Below are 19,117 nucleotides of genomic sequence, written 5' to 3' on the forward strand. Positions count from 1 at the left end.
GGAGCCGCCTGGCGGGCTTTCATGCTGTCGGGGGAATTGAAGATACCGGACAGGGATGAAAAAACACTCTTTCTCGGATTGGCCCTACAGCCACCTCGCCAATCTCCTCATACCCCTGACGCTCATAGAACGGGAGGTAATGCTCGTTGCCCGAATCCAGCACCACGCCTTGTGTGTTGGGGTCTTCTGCGCACCAGTCGTGCACGGCCTGTAACAATTGTTCGCCATAGTGCTGACCGCGAAATGCTGGGTGCACACCCAGGAGCGGCAACATGTGGACCTGTTCTGTCGGCAGGCAACCGACCAGCGCCGCCTGATAATCCATGTAGCGTCGGGTGCAGCGTTGCCCGGTGCCCAGCAGCATGCGCAGGCGCCAGGCCCAGCTGTCGGCCACGCCCAACCGGCGCTGCGGCGGTACGATCAGCGCCAACGCTATCAGGCGGTCATCCAGCAACAGGCCAATGGCCGGCAACTGCAGGTAGAAATGCTGTCGTACCCACTCGCGCACCATCACGCGCAAGCGTCGTTCATAGCCAGGGCGCTGGGCCTCGAAGATGTAGGCAAAGGTGGGCTCTTTCAGGTAGGCGTTGTACAGCAGTGAGCGTGCCTCACGGCTGTAGCCATCATCGAGTGTGCAGATGCGAGCCTGGGCGGCAGTGGCTTCGGGCATTGCGGGCAGTCCTCCTGGAATGGGCATACAGTGCCTTGGAGGAGCCCCACGGCGCATCGTTCCCCCCTTGAGTGCACGTTAGCAGCGCCTTCGCGAAGCCGCCACGCTGGTGATCAGGGACGATGTCGGCTAGCATCCGGCCTTTTACCGGGATTGTCTTTCCATGAAGATCGTCTGTTTCAACATCAATGGCCTGCGGGCCCGCCCGCACCAGCTGGCGGCGCTGATCGAAAAGCACCAGCCGGACGTGATCGGCCTGCAGGAAACCAAGGTCAGCGACGATCAGTTCCCCTTGGCCGACGTTCAGGCCCTGGGCTACCACGTGCACTACCATGGCCAGAAAGGCCACTACGGCGTCGCCCTGCTCTCGCGCCAGGCGCCGCTGAGCCTGTTCAAAGGCTTTGCCACAGACGAAGAAGACGCCCAGCGCCGTTTCATCTGGGGCACGTTCGCTGATGCCAATGGCACGCCGATCACCATCATGAATGGTTACTTCCCGCAGGGCGAAAGCCGCGACCACCCCACCAAGTTTCCGGCCAAGCAGCGTTTCTACAGCGACCTGCAGGCGTTGCTGGAGGGGCAGTTCAAGCAGGACCAACCGGTGCTGGTAATGGGCGACATGAACATCTCGCCCCAGGACTGCGACATCGGTATCGGTCCGGACAACGCCAAACGCTGGCTGAGGACAGGCAAATGCAGCTTCCTCCCCGAGGAACGCGAGTGGATGGAGCGCCTCAAGGGCTGGGGGCTGGTGGACAGTTTCCGCCACCTGCATCCAGAAGTAACGGACCGCTTCAGTTGGTTCGACTACCGCAGCCGCGGCTTCGAGGACGAGCCCAAGCGTGGCCTGCGCATCGACCTGATCATGGCTTCGCAGCACCTGGTGCCGCGGATCAAGGCCGCAGGTGTGGACTATGAGCTGCGCGCAATGGAAAAACCCTCGGACCACGCGCCGATCTGGCTTGAATTGAGCTGACAGGCTCCGGCGCCTTCACGAGTGAGGCAGCCCAACGCTTGTCGTGTGAACCGGCTCGCAGCGATGCAGGCACTGCGGTGCATGGCACCGGCTTTGCCGGTGATCGCCGGCAAGCCGGCCCCCACAGCGGACGCGTCGCGACGGGGGGGCTGACCGACACTAAAGGCCCAACCGCAAGGCCTCCCCCACACCCGCCCCGCGCACATCATCCGCCGCACTGACCAGGGCAAAGTTATAGGCCCCATGCGACCAATACCTCGCCTCCAGCTGGCCATCGACACGCTGCCCTTGCGGCATGCGCTCGAAACGCTCCCCAGGTGAGCGCAGGAACAGGCTGATGCGCTGCCCTTGGCGGTCCTGGAACACCAGCAACGCCGCTGGCCCTTGCTCATTGCTCAACAATCGTGCGCCCACAGGCTGGAACCCGTAGCCGGTGAGGTCAGGCAGCTGCCCCACCCTGCTGAAATGCCTGCCCAGCCAGTCGCGCAACTGCGTCGGGTCACTGGCCTGGATATCCAGCGCCTCGCTGCCGGCGAACAAGCGGTGCGCCTGAACGGCGTCAGCCATGGGCAACTCGTTCCCTGCCAGCGTGACCTGCCGGGCCTGCCAACCACCCACCCCGCCTATGCCCAGTGCCAGCAGCAAAACCGCAGCCGAAGCCAGGCGGCGTTGGCGCCGTTGACGCACACGCCGCTGCAACTGGCCCCGATCCAACTGCGCCGCCCTAGGTTGATCGCCAAACCCGGCCAGGGCCGTGCGCAAGCGTCGAGCATCGTTGCGCCAGGCCTCGATACGTGCAGCTTGCTCAGGGTTGGCCGTCAGCCAGGCCTGCACCTCGGCACGCCGCGTCGGCTCGAGTCGATCGTCAACATAGGCATGCAGTTCGTCTTCGCTGGGTATCAGGCGCGTCATTTCAGTCTCCGCAAGGCCGGGGGCTGGGGGTTGCCCTCAGTCAGTTCACGCAAGGCGGCACGGGCACGTGACAGGCGCGACATCACTGTGCCGATGGGGATGCCCAGTGCCTGGGCCGCCTCCTTGTAGCTCAGCCCTTCGACACTCACCAACAGCAACAAGGCACGCTGTTCGGTCGATAGCCGGGCAAAGGCCTGCAGGTCGGCCTGGGCCAGAACGATGCTCTCGATGTTACCGCCGAGCGCTTCGCTTTCCTGCTCCGCGCGGCCGAACCACGATAGCCAGCGGTTATGCAGGCGCTCACGGCGTTTACCGTCGAGAAACAGCCGGTAAAGAATGGTGAACAACCAGGCACGCAGCGCATCGGCATCACGTTGCTGGCTGCTGCGGCTGAGGGCACGTTCTACAGTGCCCTGCACCAGGTCGTCGGCGCTGCCCGGTTCGCGGCTCAGCCACAAGGCAAAGCGGCGCAGGCGCTGCAGCAACTCGCGCCACTGCTGTTCGTCCAGGTCGTGCATGGCAAGGTACCGGCTCGGGGGTTGTCAGTGTAGGGGGCAGACGCGCCGCCACAAAATTTATTCCCATCGATGGAATAAATAGTTCCCTGCCCCGTCGTACCGGCATCTTCACTGAACCGGATGAACACCATGAACTCACCCTTGCACGGCCCGGACAAGGCCCTGCGCCTGGCCGGCATTGGCGCCGTGATGCTGGCTTTGGGCGCAGGCTTTGCCTACGCCGCAGGCTGGATCGGCGGGCCGCAGCTGACTCCGCAACGCATCATCGACACCTTCGAAGCCCAGGCCGGCCACTACCCGGGCTATCGCAAGAACCACGCGAAAGGCCTGTGCGTCAGCGGCTACTTCCAGCCCAGCGGCCAGGCCGCCACGCTGTCGACAGCACGCGCGTTCACCCAGGATCGGGTACCGGTAATCGGCCGCTTCGCCATCGGTGGCGCCAACCCGTTCGCCCCCGATACGGGCATACCGGTGCGCAGCCTGGCAATTGAGCTGAGCACCGACGACGGCCAAGTCTGGCGCACCGGGATGAACAACCCCCCTGTGCTGGCGATCAGCACACCACAAGGGTTTTACGACCAGGTGCTGGCCAACGCGCCAGACCCTGCCACCGGCAAGCCGGACCCGGCAAAGCAGCAGGCCTTCTTTGCCGCCCACCCGGAAAGCGCTGCCTTCCGCCAATGGACCGCAAGCTACAAACCCAGCGACAGTTTCGCCAACACCCAGTACCACAGCATCAATGCCTTCCGCCTGATCGACGCCAGTGGCACTGCGCACCCGGTGCGTTGGCAGCTCGAGCCACAAACGCCTTTCGCTGCCCTGCCCGGCAAGGTCGACGACAAACAGTTCCTGCAGCATGACCTGCAGCAACGCCTGACCCAGGGGCCGTTGCGCTGGACCTTGCGGCTTGTACTGGCCAACCCCGGCGATGCACAGGACAACCCGGCCCAGCCCTGGCCCGCCGAACGGCGCAGCGTAGATGCCGGCGCCCTGGTCATCGAACAGGTGGATGCACCGGAGCAAGGCGCTTGCCGTGACCTGAATTTCGACCCGTTGATCCTGCCCAGCGGCATCCAGCCTTCCAATGACCCGATTCTCGCTGCCCGTTCGGCGGCCTACTCGGAGTCCTTCAACCGCCGCAGCCGCGAATCCCTCGGCGCAGGAGCCCGCCCATGAAACCCGAAGCCTTCCACCCCCTTGCCCGCTTGGTGCATTGGCTGATGGCGATTCTGATCATCGCCATGCTGTTCATTGGCGTGAGCATGGTTGGCGACCTGTCGCTGCGCCACCCGGTGCTGGTAGAGTTGCACAAGGCCACGGGCCTGGCGCTGCTGCTTCTGGTGATCGTGCGTATCGGTCTGCGCCTGAGCCTTCCTCACCCCCCTCTGCCACAAGACCTGCCCGCGCTGCAGCGGCTCGCCGCAGGCGCATCGCACCTGTTGCTCTACGCGTTGATGCTGGCAATGCCGCTATTGGGCTGGGCCATGCTGTCGGCAGGCGGGTATCCGCGCCCGCTGCAACTGCCCGCGATCGCCCCGCACGACCTGCAACTGTACGCAATGTTGCGCCAGGCGCATGGCTGGGCCGGCTACCTGTTGTTCGCTACGGTACTGGTGCACCTGGGCGCGGCGCTGATGCATGCACTGGTGCGCCGGGACGGGGTATTGCGTAGCATGTGGCCAGGGCCGCTGCGCCGCAGTGACTGACGGCATGCGGTGCATGGGCTGGCCCGCAACGCTGAATGTCTCATCGATCTGCACGCCGTCTGTTCAACTGCCCTGGACTGCCCAATGAATGTCGCAAAGGACCCTGCCCCCTTGACCACCGCCAGTACACTGGACACGCGCCCGTTGCTGCTGGCCAACATGGCCTGCACCATGGCGATGATGGCATTCGTCGCCTTGATCGGGCCCATCGCCCGACTGCTCGGCATGGCCACCTGGCAAGCTGGCGCTGCGGTGACTGTGTCAGGTGTGGTCTGGGTGCTGCTGGCCCGCCCCTGGGGCCGCGCAGCCGACCGCCTGGGCCGCCGACGCATCCTGTTGCTGGGCAGTGCCGGCTTCACGGTGGCGTATTGGCTGCTGTGCCTGTTCGTCGAAGGCGCATTGCGCTGGCTGCCCGGGGCTACCTTGGCGTTCGTCGGCCTGATGCTCGCGCGCGGCTGCATCGGTGCCTTCTACGCGGCCATCCCGGTGGGCTGCAATGCGCTGATCGCCGATCATGTCGGGCCACAACAGCGCGCCCGTGCCATGGCATCGCTGGGTGCAGCGAATGCCGTGGGCCTGGTACTCGGGCCGGCGCTGGCGGCATTGCTGGCACGGTACAGCTTGAGCCTGCCCTTCCATGTGATGTCGCTGCTGCCTGCCAGCGCGTTTCTGGTCCTGCTGTTCAAACTCAAGCCACAACCCCTGGCCCATCGCCATGCGCCCAGCCCGGTGCACTTGAGCGACCCGCGCCTGCGCCGGCCGCTGCTGGTGGCATTCAGCGCGATGCTCAGCGTGACGGTGTCGCAGATCATCGTCGGCTTCTTCGCCCTTGACCGCCTGCAGCTGGGGCCGGCAGAGGCCGCCCAGGCTGCCGGCATCGCCCTGACCACCGTCGGGGTGGCACTGATCCTGTCACAAGTCATCCTGCGCCAGCTGGAATGGCCACCGCTGAAGATGATCCGCGTTGGCGCCAGCGTTTCGGCACTGGGCTTTGCCGCCGGTTCGCTGGCTACCAGCGCGCCGTGGCTGTGGGGGTGCTATTTTGTCGCTGCCGCCGGCATGGGCTTTGTCTTCCCGGCGTTCTCGGCACTCGCCGCCAATGCCATGCACGCTTCAGAACAGGGCGCCACCGCCGGCTCCATCGGCGCAGCTCAAGGTATGGGCGCGGTGATCGGCCCGCTGGCCGGGACACTGATCTACGCCCTCGACCCACGCCTGCCATTCCTGGTGGTGGCTGTGCTGTTGCTGCTGGTCGGGCTGTGGCCTATGCCGCGCTCACGCGCCTGACAAGCACAGCGCGCGAGCGTGCAGAGTGTGTTTTAATGCGCCCATTATTTTTAACACCTCTGATTACAAGGCGGCTATGGACACGGGGACACGACTCAAACTGGTGCGTGAACGCAACAACCTTTCCCAACGCGAACTGGCCCGCCGCAGCGGGCTCACCAACTCGACCATTTCGCAAATCGAGCAGAACCGCGTCAGCCCATCGGTAAGCTCCCTGAAAAAACTGCTCGAAGGCATCCCGATGACCTTGGCAGAGTTCTTCAGCTTCGACGAGCCGGTACGGGAAGAGCGCTTCGTGTTCCGCGCCAGCGAGCAGCCCGACCTGGGCCGCAATGGCCTGCGCATGCTGCTGGTCGGTGCCAGCGTCGAGGCACGGCAGATGCGCATGCTGCGTGAACTGTATGCACCGGGTGCCGATTCGGGTGAGCCGATCGTGCATGCCGAAGGCGAAGAATGCGGACTGGTCACACGGGGCACCGTGGAACTGTGGGTCGATGGCCAGGTCAGCGTTCTGAACTCCGGCGATGGTTACTACATCCCCACTACCCTGCCGCACAGCTTCAAGAACATTGGTCAGGACGAGGCGGAGATCATCAGCGCCAACACGCCGGCCAATTTCTGATTCAAGGCCCAATGGGCCGGGCTGATCGCGGCCAGCACCGCGAACAGCCCGCAGCGCTCAAAGCTTCAGTGCATCGGCCACGAAGTCCAGACGATCCTGGCCAAAGTACATCTGGCCATCGACAAAACAGGTCGGCGCACCAAACACCCCGCGCTCCACAGCCTCTTCTGTCGCCTGTTTCAATGCCGCCTTCACCTCTTCGTCGCCAGTCAGCACCTGAAATTCAGCGGCGATAAAACCGGCTTCAGCGAGCACCTGCTCCAATACGGTGACATCACCAAGGTTGCGCCGTTGTACCCATAACCCGTTGAACAGCGCCGCGAGCAAAGCGTCGAAGTGTTCCGGCGCGCGCAACTGCGTGCCCACCAGCCCACGCATCAAGGCCAAGGTGTTGATGGGAAAGCCAGGCGGCAGCCCGAACGGCACGCCATAGCGCGCGGCAAACCGCGCCAGGTCGGTGAACATGTAGCGCCCCTTGGCGGGGATCATCACTGGCGACGCGTTGCCTGTGGCCTGAAACACGCCGCCAAGCAACATCGGCCGGTAACGCAACGCTGCGCCATGGCGGGCGCACAGCGCCGGTAGCTGGGTCCAGGCCAGATAGCTGGCGGGGCTACCCAGGTCGAAGAAGAACTCCACGGTCTTGCTCATGCAACGCACTCCTTTAAGGGTAGGGCTTACCAGCGCTCCATCCACGGGCGCAGGTCGAGTTCGAAGGTCCAGGCGTCTCGTGGCTGTGCGTGCAGGAACCAGTAGCTGTCGGCGATGTGCGCCGGATCCAGAATGCCGTCCTGATCCTTGAGGGCGTAGCGTTCGGGGAAACTGTCACGGATGAATGCGGTGTCGATGGCGCCATCCACCACCACATGGGCAACGTGGATATTGCGCGGCCCCAACTCACGCGCCATGCTTTGCGCCAAAGCCCGCAGGCCATGCTTGGCTCCGGCGAAGGCCGCAAACCCGGCTGCGCCACGGGTGCCCGCGGTGGCACCGGTAAACAGGATTGTGCCGCGCTCACGCACGACCATGCGCCGTGCCACCGCCTGGGCGGTGAGAAAGCCTGCGAAGCAGGCCATTTCCCAGATCTTGAAGTACTTGCGCGGGGTTTCCTCAAGGATGCTACAGGGGACATTGGCGCCAATATTGAAAACGAAGGCTTCGATCGGCCCGATATCCCGCTCGATGGTTTCGACAAGCTCGGCGACTTCATCTTCCTTGCGTGCATCGGAGGCGAAACCGTGTGCCTGCCCGCCGGCAGCACGGATCTCTTCCACCAAGGGTTGCAGTTTGTCGACCTGACGCCGTGTGACGCAGGCGATGTACCCCTCACGGGCAAAGCGCTTGGCGATTTCGCCGCCAGTGGCATCTCCCGCACCGATCACCAGCACCACTTTTTGTTGTTCTGTCATGCGCGCCTCAATTGATGAACGATCGTTTAGTAAACGAACGCTATGTTACGATCACCGGCATCGTCAAGCCCGCCCGCGAGGTTTTTCAGGTGCGCTACTCAACTGAACACAAGCAACAAACCCGTGACAAGCTGCTAGCCAGCAGCGGTGCGCTGGCCAAGCGCGGCGGTTTTGCCAGCACCGGCGTGGCCGGGCTGATGAAAGCCATCGGCCTGACCGGCGGCGCCTTCTACAACCACTTCCCGTCCAAGGACGACCTGTTTACCGAAGTGGTCCGCCAAGAGCTTTGCAACAGCCCGCTGGCACGCCTGGCCAATCAGGGCGCCAGCCGCGAACGCCTGGTGCGCTGCCTGCAGCAGTACCTGAGCCTGGCGCACCTGCACAATCCCGAAGGCGGTTGCCCGCTGCCGCCACTGGGCGTGGAGATTGCCCGAGCCGAACGGCCGGTGCGTGAAGAAGCCGAGCACTGGCTGGTGAGCCTGCACAGTGCGTGGAGCCAGACGCTGGAGGATGAAGCCCTGGCCTGGGTGCTGATCAGCCAGTGTGTCGGGGCGCTGGTGGTCGGGCGCATGCTGGCCAGCGAGTCGGTCCAGACCCAGCTTCTGCAAGCCAATCGAAGTTGCGTCGAAAGGGCCCTGAATGAGAGCTGCTAGCCTGCTGTGTGCAATGTTGCTGAGCACTACGGCCTCGGCCGAGCAGGCCTGCCCACCAGGGCAGTATCAGGTCTGCCTGATGGGCTGCTTTTGCGCGCCGATCGACCTTGGCCAGGCCGGCCAGGTGCTCAAGGACGTCGAGGTCATGGCCTCCAGCAGCCTGGCCTTCGCCTTGCGCCAGGCCCGCGATGAAGCTACCGCCAACGGCAGTGAACCGATCCCCTTGCACATCCGAGCCCAGCTTGAGGGCTGGTATGACTTTGCCGTGCTCGATGCAGCGCGCTATCGGGTTGGGGACGAGCAGCAGATCAGCGCCGCCAATGCCCTGCTGCAGTACCCTGATGTGAATGCGGTGACGCTGATCGACACGATCATCTTCCGCCATGCCAGTGATGCAGAGGACAACGTGGCACTGTGGGCGCATGAGCTCAAGCATGTGCAGCAGTATCAGGAACTGGGGGTAGAGGAATTCGCCCGTCGCTATACGCGCAATTACGAGGCGCTCGAAGAGCCGGCCTACAAGATCGAGGCCGAGGTCGGCAAGGCCTTGCGCCAGCGCAGTTCGGGGCAGGCTCGTTAGCCTTCACCGGCCTCATCAGGAGGAAGCAGTAGCCCCCTCACCCTCTTCCACCCTGCTGGCATACCGCTGCGCCAGCACCGCACACACCATCAACTGGATTTGATGGAACAGCATGAGCGGCAAGATCATGGCGCCGATGCCACTGCCCACGAACAACACTTGCGCCATTGGCACACCTGTGGCCAGGCTCTTCTTGGAGCCGGCAAACAGGATGGTGATGCGGTCTTCCAGGCTGAAGCCCAACACCTTGCCCAGCAAGCGGGTACCGTACAGCACTACCGCCAGCAGAATCCCGCATACGGCGAACAAGCCCGCCAGGTGCTGCGGCGATACCGTGTGCCACAAGCCCGTCACTACCGCCTCGCTGAACGCGGTGTAGACCACCAGCAGGATCGAGCCCTGATCCACCACTTTGAGCCAGCGCGCATTGCGTTTGACCCATGCGCCAATCCAGCGCCGCGCAATCTGCCCGGCGATGAAGGGCACCAACAGCTGCAGGGTGATTTTCAGCACTGCATCCAGGCCCGACCCGGTATCGCCCCCAGCCCCCAACAGCAGCATCACCAGCAGCGGCGTCAGGAAGATCCCGATCAGGCTGGACGCCGCTGCACTGCAAATGGCAGCTGGCACGTTGCCGCGGGCCAACGATGTGAAGGCGATGGCCGACTGCACAGTGGCGGGCAAGGCGCACAGGTAGAGCACGCCCAGATACAACTCGTTGCCCACCAGCGGCACGAACAGTGGCTTGAAGGCAAGGCCGAGCAACGGGAACAGCACGAAGGTGCAGGAGAACACCAGCAAGTGCAGGCGCCAGTGCCCGGCACCGGCGATGATCGCCTCGCGCGACAGCTTGGCACCGTGCAGGAAGAACAGCAGACCGATGGCCAGGTTGGTCAACCAGCCGAAATACACCGCGCCATTACCAGAGCAGGGCAACACGGTGGCGATCAGCACTACCCCGAGCAAGGCCAGGGTGAAGTTGTCGAACAACATGCGCAAATACTTCATAACAGTTTCCGTCTTGTCGTTGTGCAATGACAGACGATAAGGTCTTGGGCTTTTTCCCGCTAACGCTGGAACCCCCACCGGTGTCGCTCAACGGACACAGACTGAAAAGGATCTTTGCATGCACTTCGCTCCCCTCATTGCAGCTACCGCGCTGGCGTTGATCGCCGCCACGGCAAACGCAGCCGATCCCCTGCAGGCCCAGGTGGACGAGATCATCCGCCCACTGATGCATGACCAGGACATCGCCGGCATGGCCGTAGGCCTGTACGTAAACGGCCAGGCGCACTACTTCAGCTACGGCGTGGCCAGCAAGGCCGACAACAAACCCGTCACCGCCGATACGCTGTTCGAGATCGGTTCATTGAGCAAAACCTACACCGCTACCCTTGCCGCGCTGGCCAGCGCCGAAGGCAAGCTTGATCTCGACGCACCGGCCGAACGCTATCAGCCAGCCCTTGCCGGCACGTCGCTGGGTAAAGCCAGTGTGCTCGAACTGGGGGCGTACAGCGCCGACTGCCTGCCCCTGCAGTTCCCTGACGCTGTCCAGACTGACGAGCAAGCGCTGGAGTTCTTCCGAACCTGGAAGCCCCGTGCTGAACATGGTACCCAGCGCTGCTATTCGAACCCAAGCCTGGGGCTGTTCGGCGACTTGGCAGCACGCGCGCAGCAGCAGCCATTCGCAGAACTGATGACCAAAAGCCTGTTGCCACAAATGGGCCTGAAACACACCTACCTGCAGGTACCTGCCAGCGCGCAGGGCCTCTATGCCCAAGGGTATGACGCACAAAACCGGCCGGTGCACGTCAGCCCGGACCCATATGCCGATGAGGCCTACGCAATCAAGACCAGCGCCAGCGACCTGCTGCGCTACGTGCGCCTGCACATGCAGCCAGCCGAGCTGTCGCCTGCGTTGAGAAAGGCGGCCGCCATTACCCAGGCGGGCTATTTCCAGGTCGGTGCAATGACCCAAGGCCTGGGATGGGAACGCTACCCCTACCCCGCAGCGCTCGATACGCTGGTCGATGGCAACGGTTCACGGATGGTTCGGGAGCCTCAGGCCACCCAGCGTCTGAACCCGACGCGCCCCGCCCTGCCCCAGGCCTGGTACAACAAGACCGGCGCCACGGGCGGCTTTGGCGCCTATGCCGCGTTCATTCCGGCCGAAGGCAAGGCCATCGTTCTTCTGGCAAACCGCAATTATCCCAACGAAGAACGCGTGCGTGCGGCCTACCGGATCCTTTCCGGCATTGACCGCTGAAAGGCACCCCGAGCAGGATTGTCCGACAAGATGTAGTGGAAAAAAATATTCACTACAAAACGGTTGACGCCATTCATCGCGCTTGGGCATGATGAAGCCGTCTCCCTGATCGGGAGCGGTGGCAAGGGTGTTCCAGATGGCCTGCGCGGTAACGCAGGCCGTCCGTGGAGAGGGAACTGTCCAAAAGGCAGCGTGAGAAAGCCCCTGTTGCGATGCTGCTGTAGCAGCCTTGGTAGTGCGCTACATGCTGTAGCGCCAACTGTGAAAATCACCAACAAAAACGGGTAATGGGGGCTTTATGATGAACTTGAACAACAATCCCACAATTGACCAACTGGCCCAGCTGTTTGCCATGCGCAAGGACAGCCTCGACGACCACCTGCTGTGGGTCAGCCAAACCGGCGAAGTGCGCCTCGACCGCCTGCCGCCGAACACCATCGAAGATGAATTCGAAGAGCACCTGCCCAGCATGCGTGCCCGCTTCAAGGTCTACCGCCGTGGCCAGGGCTACGTCGGTAAGAAGGCCGCCGCCGACACCGAGTTCGTTGGCCGCGTGCTGCAGACCCTGCAACAAGAATGGCCCGCCGCCCGTGAGCGGCAGGCAGTCAAGGTGATCGAGCCGCTCAACTGACCCTTCATTGAGCTGCCACACCACTTCCTGAGCCCGGCCCGCATAGGCCGGGCTTTTTCATGCCTGGCGACGCTGTCGCTGCGGCAATGCCAATGCGCCGGTCGCCAGCGCCCTGGCCCGCTCGACGCCCCATACCAAAGCACGTGTCATGGTCTCACCCGGGCGTGCCGGGTAATACTCTTCCAGCAACGCCTTGCCGTCCTGGCCGTATAGCCCAAGGAACAGTTGCGTGGCGCCCAGCCGTGACAGGCGCACCTGTACATCGATGGTGGTGCCATCGCTCAGTGCTTCATCGTGGCTGCGGCAGTGCAATTGCGCATCGGCCCACTGCCAGTAAGCCTCTTCCCTGACCCGCATGCAAACAGTGCTCCTTTCCTGAGATCCCCAGGCAGAAGACCACAGCTGCATCGATTCGGCGAGCACAACCCAGCGTTACCATGAGCAAGATCAAACAAGGAACAAAAAAACCCCGCGAAGGGTGCGGGGTTATGTGAACGGGGTCACTTTCTCGGCGCAACCCTCGGCGTGAAGCGGCCCTTTTTGCTGCGTTGCAGATGTGCCGGTTGCAGCTGCTGCGAATCATCCAGCGTCATGTGGGCAAAGCCCAGGCGAAACGCTGCCTGACCGCAGCGCACCTGGCTGTTGATAGGGAACGCATCATTCATGTCTTCGAAAAAGGACTCACTCATGCCCTGTCTCCATTTCAGTGGCGACCGCGCCGGCAAGTGAAGGGTTTTGCCTGGAAAAACGCAGCCTGTGAAAGTGAGACTAGCCGGTCATTTACGGACTGCTCGGGCAAACCACCCGGAGCCGACAAGTGGCACAATGCCTTTATTTCAGGCGCACAGCGGTGCCCGTGGCGAACACTACAACCATGCCGCCTTGCACTGAGGGCATGCTGATTTCGAAATCCACACCCACCACTGCATCGGCTTGCAACTGCCGTGCCCGTGCTTTCAGTTCCTCGGTTGCCTGCTCGCGGGCGAGGCGTAGTGCGCCCTCCAGCGTCTGTGAGCGGCCGCCGAAGAAGTCGCGAAAGCGTGCAAAGAAATCGCGCACGAAGTTGATGCCTTGCACCGATTCGGAGCTGACTACGCCAAGGTATTCAGCAATCGGCCGGCCTTCGAGCTGGCTGGTGGTGGATATGATCATCGCAGGCTCCGGTGGCGTGACAAAAGAGCCCGAGTCTAACAAAGCATCGGCCCTTCGGGTTTACCCGGGAGAGGGCCGAACGGCTCTACACAACCATTATTGAGCGCTCGCAGCCCGTAACCGCTGGCCAAGCTTGGGTCCGAACACATTGACCAGCAGCCCGAGCATCACCAACAGCGCCCCCCACCCCTGCACTGCCGTCAGCCGCTCACCCAGCAACCAGGCGGAAGAGCTCAAGCCAATCACCGGCACCAGCAACGAAAACGGCGCGACCTTACCCGCCGGGTGCCGCGACAGCAGCGTGCTCCACAAGCTGTAGCCGAGCATGGTGGCTACGAACGCCAGGTAGATCAGCGCCAGCACCGAGCTCCAGCTGATATTGGCCAGCGCATGGCCGATACGCTCGGGCCCTTCCAGCCACCAAGACAGGGCCAAAAACGGCAGCGGCGGGATCAGCCCGCCCCAGATCACCAGCGCCACCAGGTCGACCGAGCCAAACCGCCGTGTGATGATATTGCCCATGCCCCACATTGCGCCTGCGCACAAGGTCAGCAGTAGCGCCACCATCGGCACGTGGCCACTGTCCTCGCTGCCGATCAGCGCCAGCCCGCTGGCTGCAACCAGCAAACCCAGCAGGCTCGCCAGGCGCAAGCGCTCACCCAGAAACAGCGCAGCGAACCCGAGGGTGAAGAAAGCCTGGGATTGCAACACCAGTGACGCCAGGCCTGGCGGCATGCCGCTATACATGGCCTGGAACAGGAAGGCGAACTGCCCCAGGGAAATCGTGGCGCCATAGGCGATCAGCCAGCGCCACGGCAGTTTCGGCCGCTTGACCAGCAAGATCGCCGGGAACGCAACCAGCAAGAAGCGCAACGCCCCCAACAGCATCGGCGGCAGGCCATCGAGGCCCACCTTGATGACCACGAAATTGACTCCCCAGGCGACGATCACCACCAGGGCAATCAGCAGGTCCTTGAGCGGCATTGCAGCTTCCTTCTTCAGGCGTTCTAGACATATTTCGTTACAGCATAAAGCCATTTGCACATGCTGGACCGGCACAGTTAGGCTTCGGCCTTGCGCAACAGTACAGATATTCTGGAACGGGCTCGGGCGTTCACCCTGACTCAACCTCCCTGTAACGTTGCACAGCGCGACCAACTCATACCTTGGGGCGCCCGGTGACCCAATAGTCAAGCGCCACTTTTCGTTTCAATCAGGCCACACCATGACCGATATCGCAGGGCAACTCGACCCTCCCCTGTTACCCGTCGACCAGCCTCGGGTGGTGGTCTTCGTTGCCTACCCCGCCATGGGCCTGCTCGACCTCAGCGGCGCGCAGACCGTGTTCTGGGCAGCCACCAAGGCCATGGCCGAGCGCGGCCTGCCCGGCTACCGCCTGCATACCGCCAGCCTCGACGGTGGCCTGCAGCCAACCGCCGAAGGCCTGGTGGTGGCCACCGAGCGCCTGGATGATGCCATGGCCCAGGCCGTCGACACGTTGATCGTACCCGGCGCGCCGGACATCATCCGCAGCCTTCCCGAACACGGTCCGCTGGTGGCCTGGCTGCGCCGCGCCAGCCAGCACGCCAGGCGCACGGCATCGGTCTGCAGCGGCACGTTCCTGCTGGCCAGTGCCGGCCTGCTCGACGGCCGTCGTGCTGCCACCCACTGGGCCATGTGCGAGGTGTTGCGGCGCGACTTCCCGGCCGTGCAGGTCGACCACGAATCGATCTTCGTTCAGCAAGGTACCCTGTGGACCTCGGCGGGTGTGAGTGCAGGGATCGACCTGGCACTGGCGCTGGTCGAGCTGGACTGCGGCCGCGACGTCGCGATGCAGGTGGCTCGCGAACTGGTGGTGTTTCTCAAGCGCCCGGGCGGCCAGGCGCAGTTCAGCGAACTGCTCAAGCTGCAAGGCCAGGACTGCGCGGAGTTCGAAGCCCTGCACCTGTGGCTCAATGAGAACCTGGGCGACCCACGCTTGAGTGTGGAGCGCCTGGCCGAACAGGCGCACATGAGCCTGCGCAATTTCACCCGGGTGTACAAACTGAAGACCGGCCGCACACCGGCCAAGGCGATCGAGGTGTTCCGCCTGGAGGCGGCCCGGCGCCAGCTGGAAAACACCGACAGCCACATCGAGCAGGTCGCCCGCCTGTGCGGCTTCGGTAGCGAAGAACGCATGCGCCTTGCCTTCCAGCGCCACCTGGCCGTCACCCCGCGCGACTACCGTGCGCGCTTCGCCCGCAGCGTGCCGCTGGCCGAAATTCAGGGTTCTTTGGCCTAGGGCCCGCGCTTCGTCGCCCGTAGCATCGTTGATCGCAAACAAGGGCTACCTTGTTCTATCCGGACCTTCCAGGAGCACAACGATGAAAAACATCCTGATCATTGGCGCAGGTTTCGCCGGCCTGTGGAGCGCCCTGAGCGCTGTCCGCCAACTGGACCTGCATGGCCGTACGGATATCGAGGTGACGCTGCTCGCGCCTCAGCCCGAATTGCATGTGCGCCCACGGTTCTACGAGCCCGACGTACACACCATGGCTGCACCGTTGCAGGCGTTGTTCGAGGCGGTGAGCGTGCGTTTCGTGCAGGGGACGGCGTTCCACATCGACGAAGCCGGCAAGCGTGTGAGCTACCGCACCCAAAGCGGCACCGAGTGCAGCCTGCCCTACGACCGCCTGATCATGGCCTGCGGCAGCGTTCTCAACCGCCCGGACATGGTCGGCATCGAACATGTCTTCGATGTCGACAAGATCGACAGTGCCGCACGCCTTGAGGCCCACCTCAAGTCCTTGGCCAACCTGCCCGACACCCCTGCACGCAATACCGTGGTAGTGGCGGGCGGCGGCTTCACCGGCATCGAGACCGCGACCGAGCTGCCATCGCGCTTGCGCAATATCCTTGGCGAGCAGGCACGGCTGCGCGTGGTGGTGGTCGACCGCGGCGTGAAAATCGGTGCAGCTTTGGGCGACGGCATTCGCCCCTCTATCGAGCAGGCCTGCGAGTCACTGGGTATCGAATGGATCTGCGCGGCCAGCGTGGCCTCGGTCGACCCCGAAGGCGTACTGCTTGACAACGGCCAGCGCATCGAGGCCGGTACAGTGATCTGGACCGTGGGCTTCAAGGCCAACCCGTTGACCGAGCAGATCAGCGGCGAACGCGACCGCCAAGGCCGCCTGCACGTGGATGGCAACCTCAAGGTCAAGGGCAATGATGCGGTGTATGCCGCCGGTGACGTGGCCTACGCAGCCTGCGATGAGGCGGGCAACTACGCGGTGATGTCCTGCCAGCATGCCATCCCGCTCGGGCGTTACGCGGGCAACAACGCTGTGGCCGAACTCATTGGCGTGGCGCCCATGCCCTACAGCCAGCCCAAGTATGTGACCTGCCTCGACCTGGGTGCCTGGGGCGCGGTATACACCGAAGGCTGGGAACGCACGGTTTCCCCGCCCACGGACAAGGCCGAAGCGAAGGTGCTGAAGTCGCAGATCAACTCGATCTGGATTTATCCGCCGGCGGCCACGGACCGTCAGGCAGCATTGGCGGCGGCGGACCCGACCATACCAGTGGCCTGACCCAGCATCCATGGCCCACGCTTGGCAGCGCGGCAACACCTGCGCCGCGCAAGCAGTTCAATCCCGCTCGAAGAAGCTCGGGCCCTTTTCCTTCAGCAGCGCTACCAGCGCCCCGGCTGCCGGCGACAGGTAGCCGTCGGTGCGCACGGACACCGCCACGGTCCGGCGCATGGTGGTTTGCTGCAGCGGCACCTCGCGCAACCACGTCATCCCCAACCCGTGTTCCAGCGTTTCCCGTGCGACAAAGCTGAGCAGTCGCGTTCGGGCGATCAGCCGTGGCAACAGTGAAATCGCGTTGGTTTCCACCTGCACTTGCGGCGCCGGCAACTGGTGGCTGATGAATACATTGTCGATCCAGCGCCGCGCTGTAACGGTCGGCCCTGCCAGCACCCAGCGGTACTGGCAGAGGTCCTTTAGCGCGATGGGCCCGCAGAACACCGGATGCTCGGCGCTGGCCACCACGATCGCCTCATCTTCAAGGATGGCATGCGTGGTGAACTGCGGGTCATCGGCAAGCTGCGGCGAAATGATCACATCCAGGCGCCCCGCCCGTAGCGACTCCTTGAGTACATCGTCCTGCGCGATAGACAGCTTCAGGGTTACCTCAGGCGCCCGCTCGAGCAAGGCGGCGGTCAGGTGGGGCAGCAAGTGGTCGGCCATGCTCGCCGCGCAGCCCAGGCGAATGTTACCCACCAGCCCATTGGCAAAATCGCGCACCTCACGCTCGGTTTCGGCGATGTTCAGCTGCAGTTGCCTGCCCCGTGCCAGCAACAGCTTGCCGACATCGGTGAGTTTGATGCGGCGGCCGTCGCGCTGAAACAACCGGGTGCCCAGCGACTCTTCAAGCCGTTGAATGCTCTTGGTCAGTGCCGGCTGGCTGCGGTTGAGCTTTTCTGCGGCTCGGCCCAGATGGCCGAGTTCGGCGATGGTTTCGAAGTAGGTGAGATCGCGCAGGTCCATGATTCATGAATTTCAGTTATGGATTCATCAAAAGTAGAAAATAGACTTGATCGATTACGCAGTCGATAATTTTCTGCGCTGGCGTTGCCAGCCCGCGTTGTCGCTACGCAAGGAGTATCCCCGTTGCAGACTGCCCTCCCAGGCTCTTCCAGAACCCCCATCCTGTGGTTAGCCCTGCTGACCTGCGCCGGTGCCTGCGGCCAGCTGCTGCATGCCATGGCCGTACCGGCCGGCTTGTTCCTCGGCCCCATGCTGGTAGCCATTGCGTTTGGCGTATCCGGAGCACGCTTGAGCATGCACCGCCAGGTGTTCCGCTTCGGCCAAGGCTGTGTTGGCCTGCTGGTCGCACACTCGGTGACCTGGGCTGTGCTGGTCTGCATGGCGCACTCCTGGCACATGATGCTGGTGGCCACCTTCATCACCGTTGCCCTGAGCGCCCTGGTCGGGCTCGGTACCGTGCGTTTCGGTGGCATACCTGGCAGCACGGCTGCGTGGGGAACCGCGCCGGGCGCGGCCTCGGCCATGGTATCGATGGCCGAGGAAAACGGCGCCGACGCCCGGGTGGTGGCGACCATGCAGTATGTGCGGGTGGTGTGCGTGGTGATGATCGGTGCACTGGTCAGCCACCTGCTGGGTGCTACGCCGGGCAACGGCGCCGCGGCCAGTTCACCGGCGGTGATGCAAAGCCTGAACCTGTTCGACACGGTACTCAGCGTTGGCGTAGTGCTGTTCGGTATGCTGGTGGGTAGCCGCATGCCGGCCGGCGCCCTGCTGATGCCGCTGTTGCTCGGCGGTGCGCTGCAACTGGGCGGCGTGCTGACGATCACCCTGCCCGCACCGCTGCTGGCCTTCGCCTATGGCGCCATCGGTTGCTACATAGGCCTGCGCTTTGACCGGCAGACCGTGCGCTATGTGTGGAAGCGCTTGCCGACGATGATTGCAGGCGCCATGGCCTTGATCATCCTGTGTGCCGCCTGTGCCTGGGTACTGGCAATGGCCATGGATACCGACTTTCTGTCGATGTACCTGGCCACCAGCCCCGGGGGGCTGGATGCCATGGCGATCATCGCGGTCGAGACGCATGCCGACGTCGGGTTGGTGCTGGCGATGCAGACCTTGCGCTTGTTTGGCGTGATTCTTACCGGGGCCTTCTGTGCTCGGCAGATCATTCGAATGACACAGGCATGACCTGATCGCGCCTTGCGC

The 19,117-nt window shown here is 63.5% G+C and carries 23 protein-coding genes; 12 read left to right on the forward strand and 11 right to left on the reverse strand.

What is annotated here, in order from left to right; genetic code table 11:
* Positions 1-19: 19 nt before the first annotated feature.
* Positions 20-670 carry a GNAT family N-acetyltransferase gene (locus NGJ21_RS24370; RefSeq protein ID WP_119688933.1) on the reverse strand — a complete coding sequence of 217 codons (651 nt, stop codon included), beginning with the start codon at positions 668-670 and terminating at the stop codon, positions 20-22.
* Positions 671-833: 163 nt separating this feature from the next.
* Between NGJ21_RS24370 and xthA the strand changes: the two genes are divergently transcribed.
* Positions 834-1,646, forward strand: coding sequence for an exodeoxyribonuclease III (xthA, locus tag NGJ21_RS24375; protein WP_115275035.1), 813 nt, complete (start codon positions 834-836; stop codon positions 1,644-1,646).
* A gap of 159 nt (positions 1,647-1,805) precedes the next feature.
* Here xthA and NGJ21_RS24380 read toward each other — a convergent pair whose 3' ends face one another.
* The gene (locus NGJ21_RS24380) at positions 1,806-2,558 is read right to left on the reverse strand and encodes an anti-sigma factor family protein (protein ID WP_046785442.1); all 753 of its coding nucleotides are present in this window, start codon (positions 2,556-2,558) and stop codon (positions 1,806-1,808) included.
* Positions 2,555-3,076, reverse strand: coding sequence for a sigma-70 family RNA polymerase sigma factor (locus tag NGJ21_RS24385; protein ID WP_046785443.1), 522 nt, complete (start codon positions 3,074-3,076; stop codon positions 2,555-2,557). The genes NGJ21_RS24380 and NGJ21_RS24385 overlap by 4 nt, the downstream gene beginning before the upstream one ends.
* 129 nt (positions 3,077-3,205) lie before the next feature.
* Here NGJ21_RS24385 and NGJ21_RS24390 point away from each other — a divergent pair, with 129 nt between their 5' ends.
* The 4 genes from NGJ21_RS24390 to NGJ21_RS24405 all read left to right on the forward strand — a co-directional run bounded on the left by NGJ21_RS24390 (position 3,206) and on the right by NGJ21_RS24405 (position 6,691).
* Positions 3,206-4,252 carry a catalase family peroxidase gene (locus NGJ21_RS24390; protein ID WP_251962817.1) on the forward strand — a complete coding sequence of 349 codons (1,047 nt, stop codon included), beginning with the start codon at positions 3,206-3,208 and terminating at the stop codon, positions 4,250-4,252.
* Positions 4,249-4,782 carry a cytochrome b gene (locus NGJ21_RS24395; protein WP_046785444.1) on the forward strand — a complete coding sequence of 178 codons (534 nt, stop codon included), beginning with the start codon at positions 4,249-4,251 and terminating at the stop codon, positions 4,780-4,782. The genes NGJ21_RS24390 and NGJ21_RS24395 overlap by 4 nt, the downstream gene beginning before the upstream one ends.
* Before the next feature lie 84 nt (positions 4,783-4,866).
* Complete coding sequence (locus NGJ21_RS24400) at positions 4,867-6,069, forward strand: MFS transporter (RefSeq protein WP_115275037.1); 1,203 nt, start codon at positions 4,867-4,869, stop codon at positions 6,067-6,069.
* Positions 6,070-6,145: 76 nt separating this feature from the next.
* Positions 6,146-6,691 carry a cupin domain-containing protein gene (locus NGJ21_RS24405; protein ID WP_012314247.1) on the forward strand — a complete coding sequence of 182 codons (546 nt, stop codon included), beginning with the start codon at positions 6,146-6,148 and terminating at the stop codon, positions 6,689-6,691.
* 57 nt (positions 6,692-6,748) lie between these two features.
* Here NGJ21_RS24405 and NGJ21_RS24410 read toward each other — a convergent pair whose 3' ends face one another.
* Both NGJ21_RS24410 and NGJ21_RS24415 read right to left on the reverse strand, forming a co-directional pair.
* On the reverse strand, positions 6,749-7,342 hold the full coding sequence (locus NGJ21_RS24410) for a 2-hydroxychromene-2-carboxylate isomerase (RefSeq protein WP_251962818.1): 594 nt from the start codon (positions 7,340-7,342) through the stop codon (positions 6,749-6,751).
* A 26-nt stretch (positions 7,343-7,368) separates the two neighbouring features.
* Positions 7,369-8,100 carry an SDR family oxidoreductase gene (locus tag NGJ21_RS24415; protein ID WP_046785447.1) on the reverse strand — a complete coding sequence of 244 codons (732 nt, stop codon included), beginning with the start codon at positions 8,098-8,100 and terminating at the stop codon, positions 7,369-7,371.
* Positions 8,101-8,189: 89 nt separating this feature from the next.
* On the opposite strand from NGJ21_RS24415, the gene NGJ21_RS24420 reads away from it, so the two are divergent.
* Positions 8,190-8,753, forward strand: a complete 564-nt coding sequence (locus NGJ21_RS24420; RefSeq protein ID WP_046785657.1) for a TetR/AcrR family transcriptional regulator — start codon at positions 8,190-8,192, stop codon at positions 8,751-8,753.
* Entirely contained in the window at positions 8,740-9,333 is a 594-nt protein-coding gene (locus NGJ21_RS24425) for an eCIS core domain-containing protein (RefSeq protein ID WP_251962819.1), read from the forward strand. Before NGJ21_RS24420 ends, NGJ21_RS24425 begins: the two co-directional genes overlap by 14 nt.
* 15 nt (positions 9,334-9,348) lie before the next feature.
* Here NGJ21_RS24425 and NGJ21_RS24430 read toward each other — a convergent pair whose 3' ends face one another.
* Entirely contained in the window at positions 9,349-10,341 is a 993-nt protein-coding gene (locus NGJ21_RS24430; RefSeq protein WP_115275041.1) for a bile acid:sodium symporter family protein, read from the reverse strand.
* 118 nt (positions 10,342-10,459) lie between these two features.
* Between NGJ21_RS24430 and ampC the strand changes: the two genes are divergently transcribed.
* Both ampC and NGJ21_RS24440 read left to right on the forward strand, forming a co-directional pair.
* On the forward strand, positions 10,460-11,599 hold the full coding sequence (gene ampC, locus NGJ21_RS24435; protein WP_251962820.1) for a class C beta-lactamase: 1,140 nt from the start codon (positions 10,460-10,462) through the stop codon (positions 11,597-11,599).
* A 298-nt stretch (positions 11,600-11,897) separates the two neighbouring features.
* The gene (locus NGJ21_RS24440) at positions 11,898-12,230 is read left to right on the forward strand and encodes a hypothetical protein (protein ID WP_012314240.1); all 333 of its coding nucleotides are present in this window, start codon (positions 11,898-11,900) and stop codon (positions 12,228-12,230) included.
* A 57-nt stretch (positions 12,231-12,287) separates the two neighbouring features.
* Here the strand turns inward: NGJ21_RS24440 and NGJ21_RS24445 are convergent, their stop codons facing one another.
* The 4 genes from NGJ21_RS24445 to NGJ21_RS24460 form a co-directional block, all read right to left on the reverse strand.
* A complete protein-coding gene (locus NGJ21_RS24445) occupies positions 12,288-12,587 on the reverse strand; it encodes a hypothetical protein (protein ID WP_125923027.1) in 300 nt (99 codons plus the stop codon).
* Between the two features lie 143 nt (positions 12,588-12,730).
* Entirely contained in the window at positions 12,731-12,919 is a 189-nt protein-coding gene (locus NGJ21_RS24450) for a hypothetical protein (protein ID WP_115275044.1), read from the reverse strand.
* 142 nt (positions 12,920-13,061) lie between these two features.
* Entirely contained in the window at positions 13,062-13,382 is a 321-nt protein-coding gene (locus NGJ21_RS24455; protein WP_012314237.1) for a YbjQ family protein, read from the reverse strand.
* Positions 13,383-13,478: 96 nt separating this feature from the next.
* Positions 13,479-14,366 (reverse strand): O-acetylserine/cysteine exporter, encoded by an 888-nt coding sequence (locus tag NGJ21_RS24460; protein ID WP_012314236.1) that lies wholly within the window; start codon positions 14,364-14,366, stop codon positions 13,479-13,481.
* Between the two features lie 241 nt (positions 14,367-14,607).
* Here NGJ21_RS24460 and NGJ21_RS24465 point away from each other — a divergent pair, with 241 nt between their 5' ends.
* Positions 14,608-15,663 carry a GlxA family transcriptional regulator gene (locus NGJ21_RS24465; RefSeq protein WP_115275045.1) on the forward strand — a complete coding sequence of 352 codons (1,056 nt, stop codon included), beginning with the start codon at positions 14,608-14,610 and terminating at the stop codon, positions 15,661-15,663.
* Positions 15,664-15,745: 82 nt separating this feature from the next.
* Positions 15,746-16,951, forward strand: coding sequence for an NAD(P)/FAD-dependent oxidoreductase (locus NGJ21_RS24470; protein ID WP_161872965.1), 1,206 nt, complete (start codon positions 15,746-15,748; stop codon positions 16,949-16,951).
* Between the two features lie 57 nt (positions 16,952-17,008).
* Here the strand turns inward: NGJ21_RS24470 and NGJ21_RS24475 are convergent, their stop codons facing one another.
* Positions 17,009-17,911, reverse strand: coding sequence for a LysR family transcriptional regulator (locus NGJ21_RS24475; protein WP_251962821.1), 903 nt, complete (start codon positions 17,909-17,911; stop codon positions 17,009-17,011).
* A gap of 216 nt (positions 17,912-18,127) precedes the next feature.
* Between NGJ21_RS24475 and NGJ21_RS24480 the strand changes: the two genes are divergently transcribed.
* Positions 18,128-19,099: an AbrB family transcriptional regulator gene (locus NGJ21_RS24480; RefSeq protein ID WP_231386551.1), complete on the forward strand. Its 972-nt coding sequence runs from the start codon at positions 18,128-18,130 to the stop codon at positions 19,097-19,099.
* Positions 19,100-19,117 lie beyond the last annotated feature (18 nt).

It is taken from the genome of Pseudomonas sp. Marseille-Q5299, assembly GCF_943737035.1.
GTDB classification, from domain to species: Bacteria; Pseudomonadota; Gammaproteobacteria; order Pseudomonadales; family Pseudomonadaceae; genus Aquipseudomonas; species Aquipseudomonas putida_E.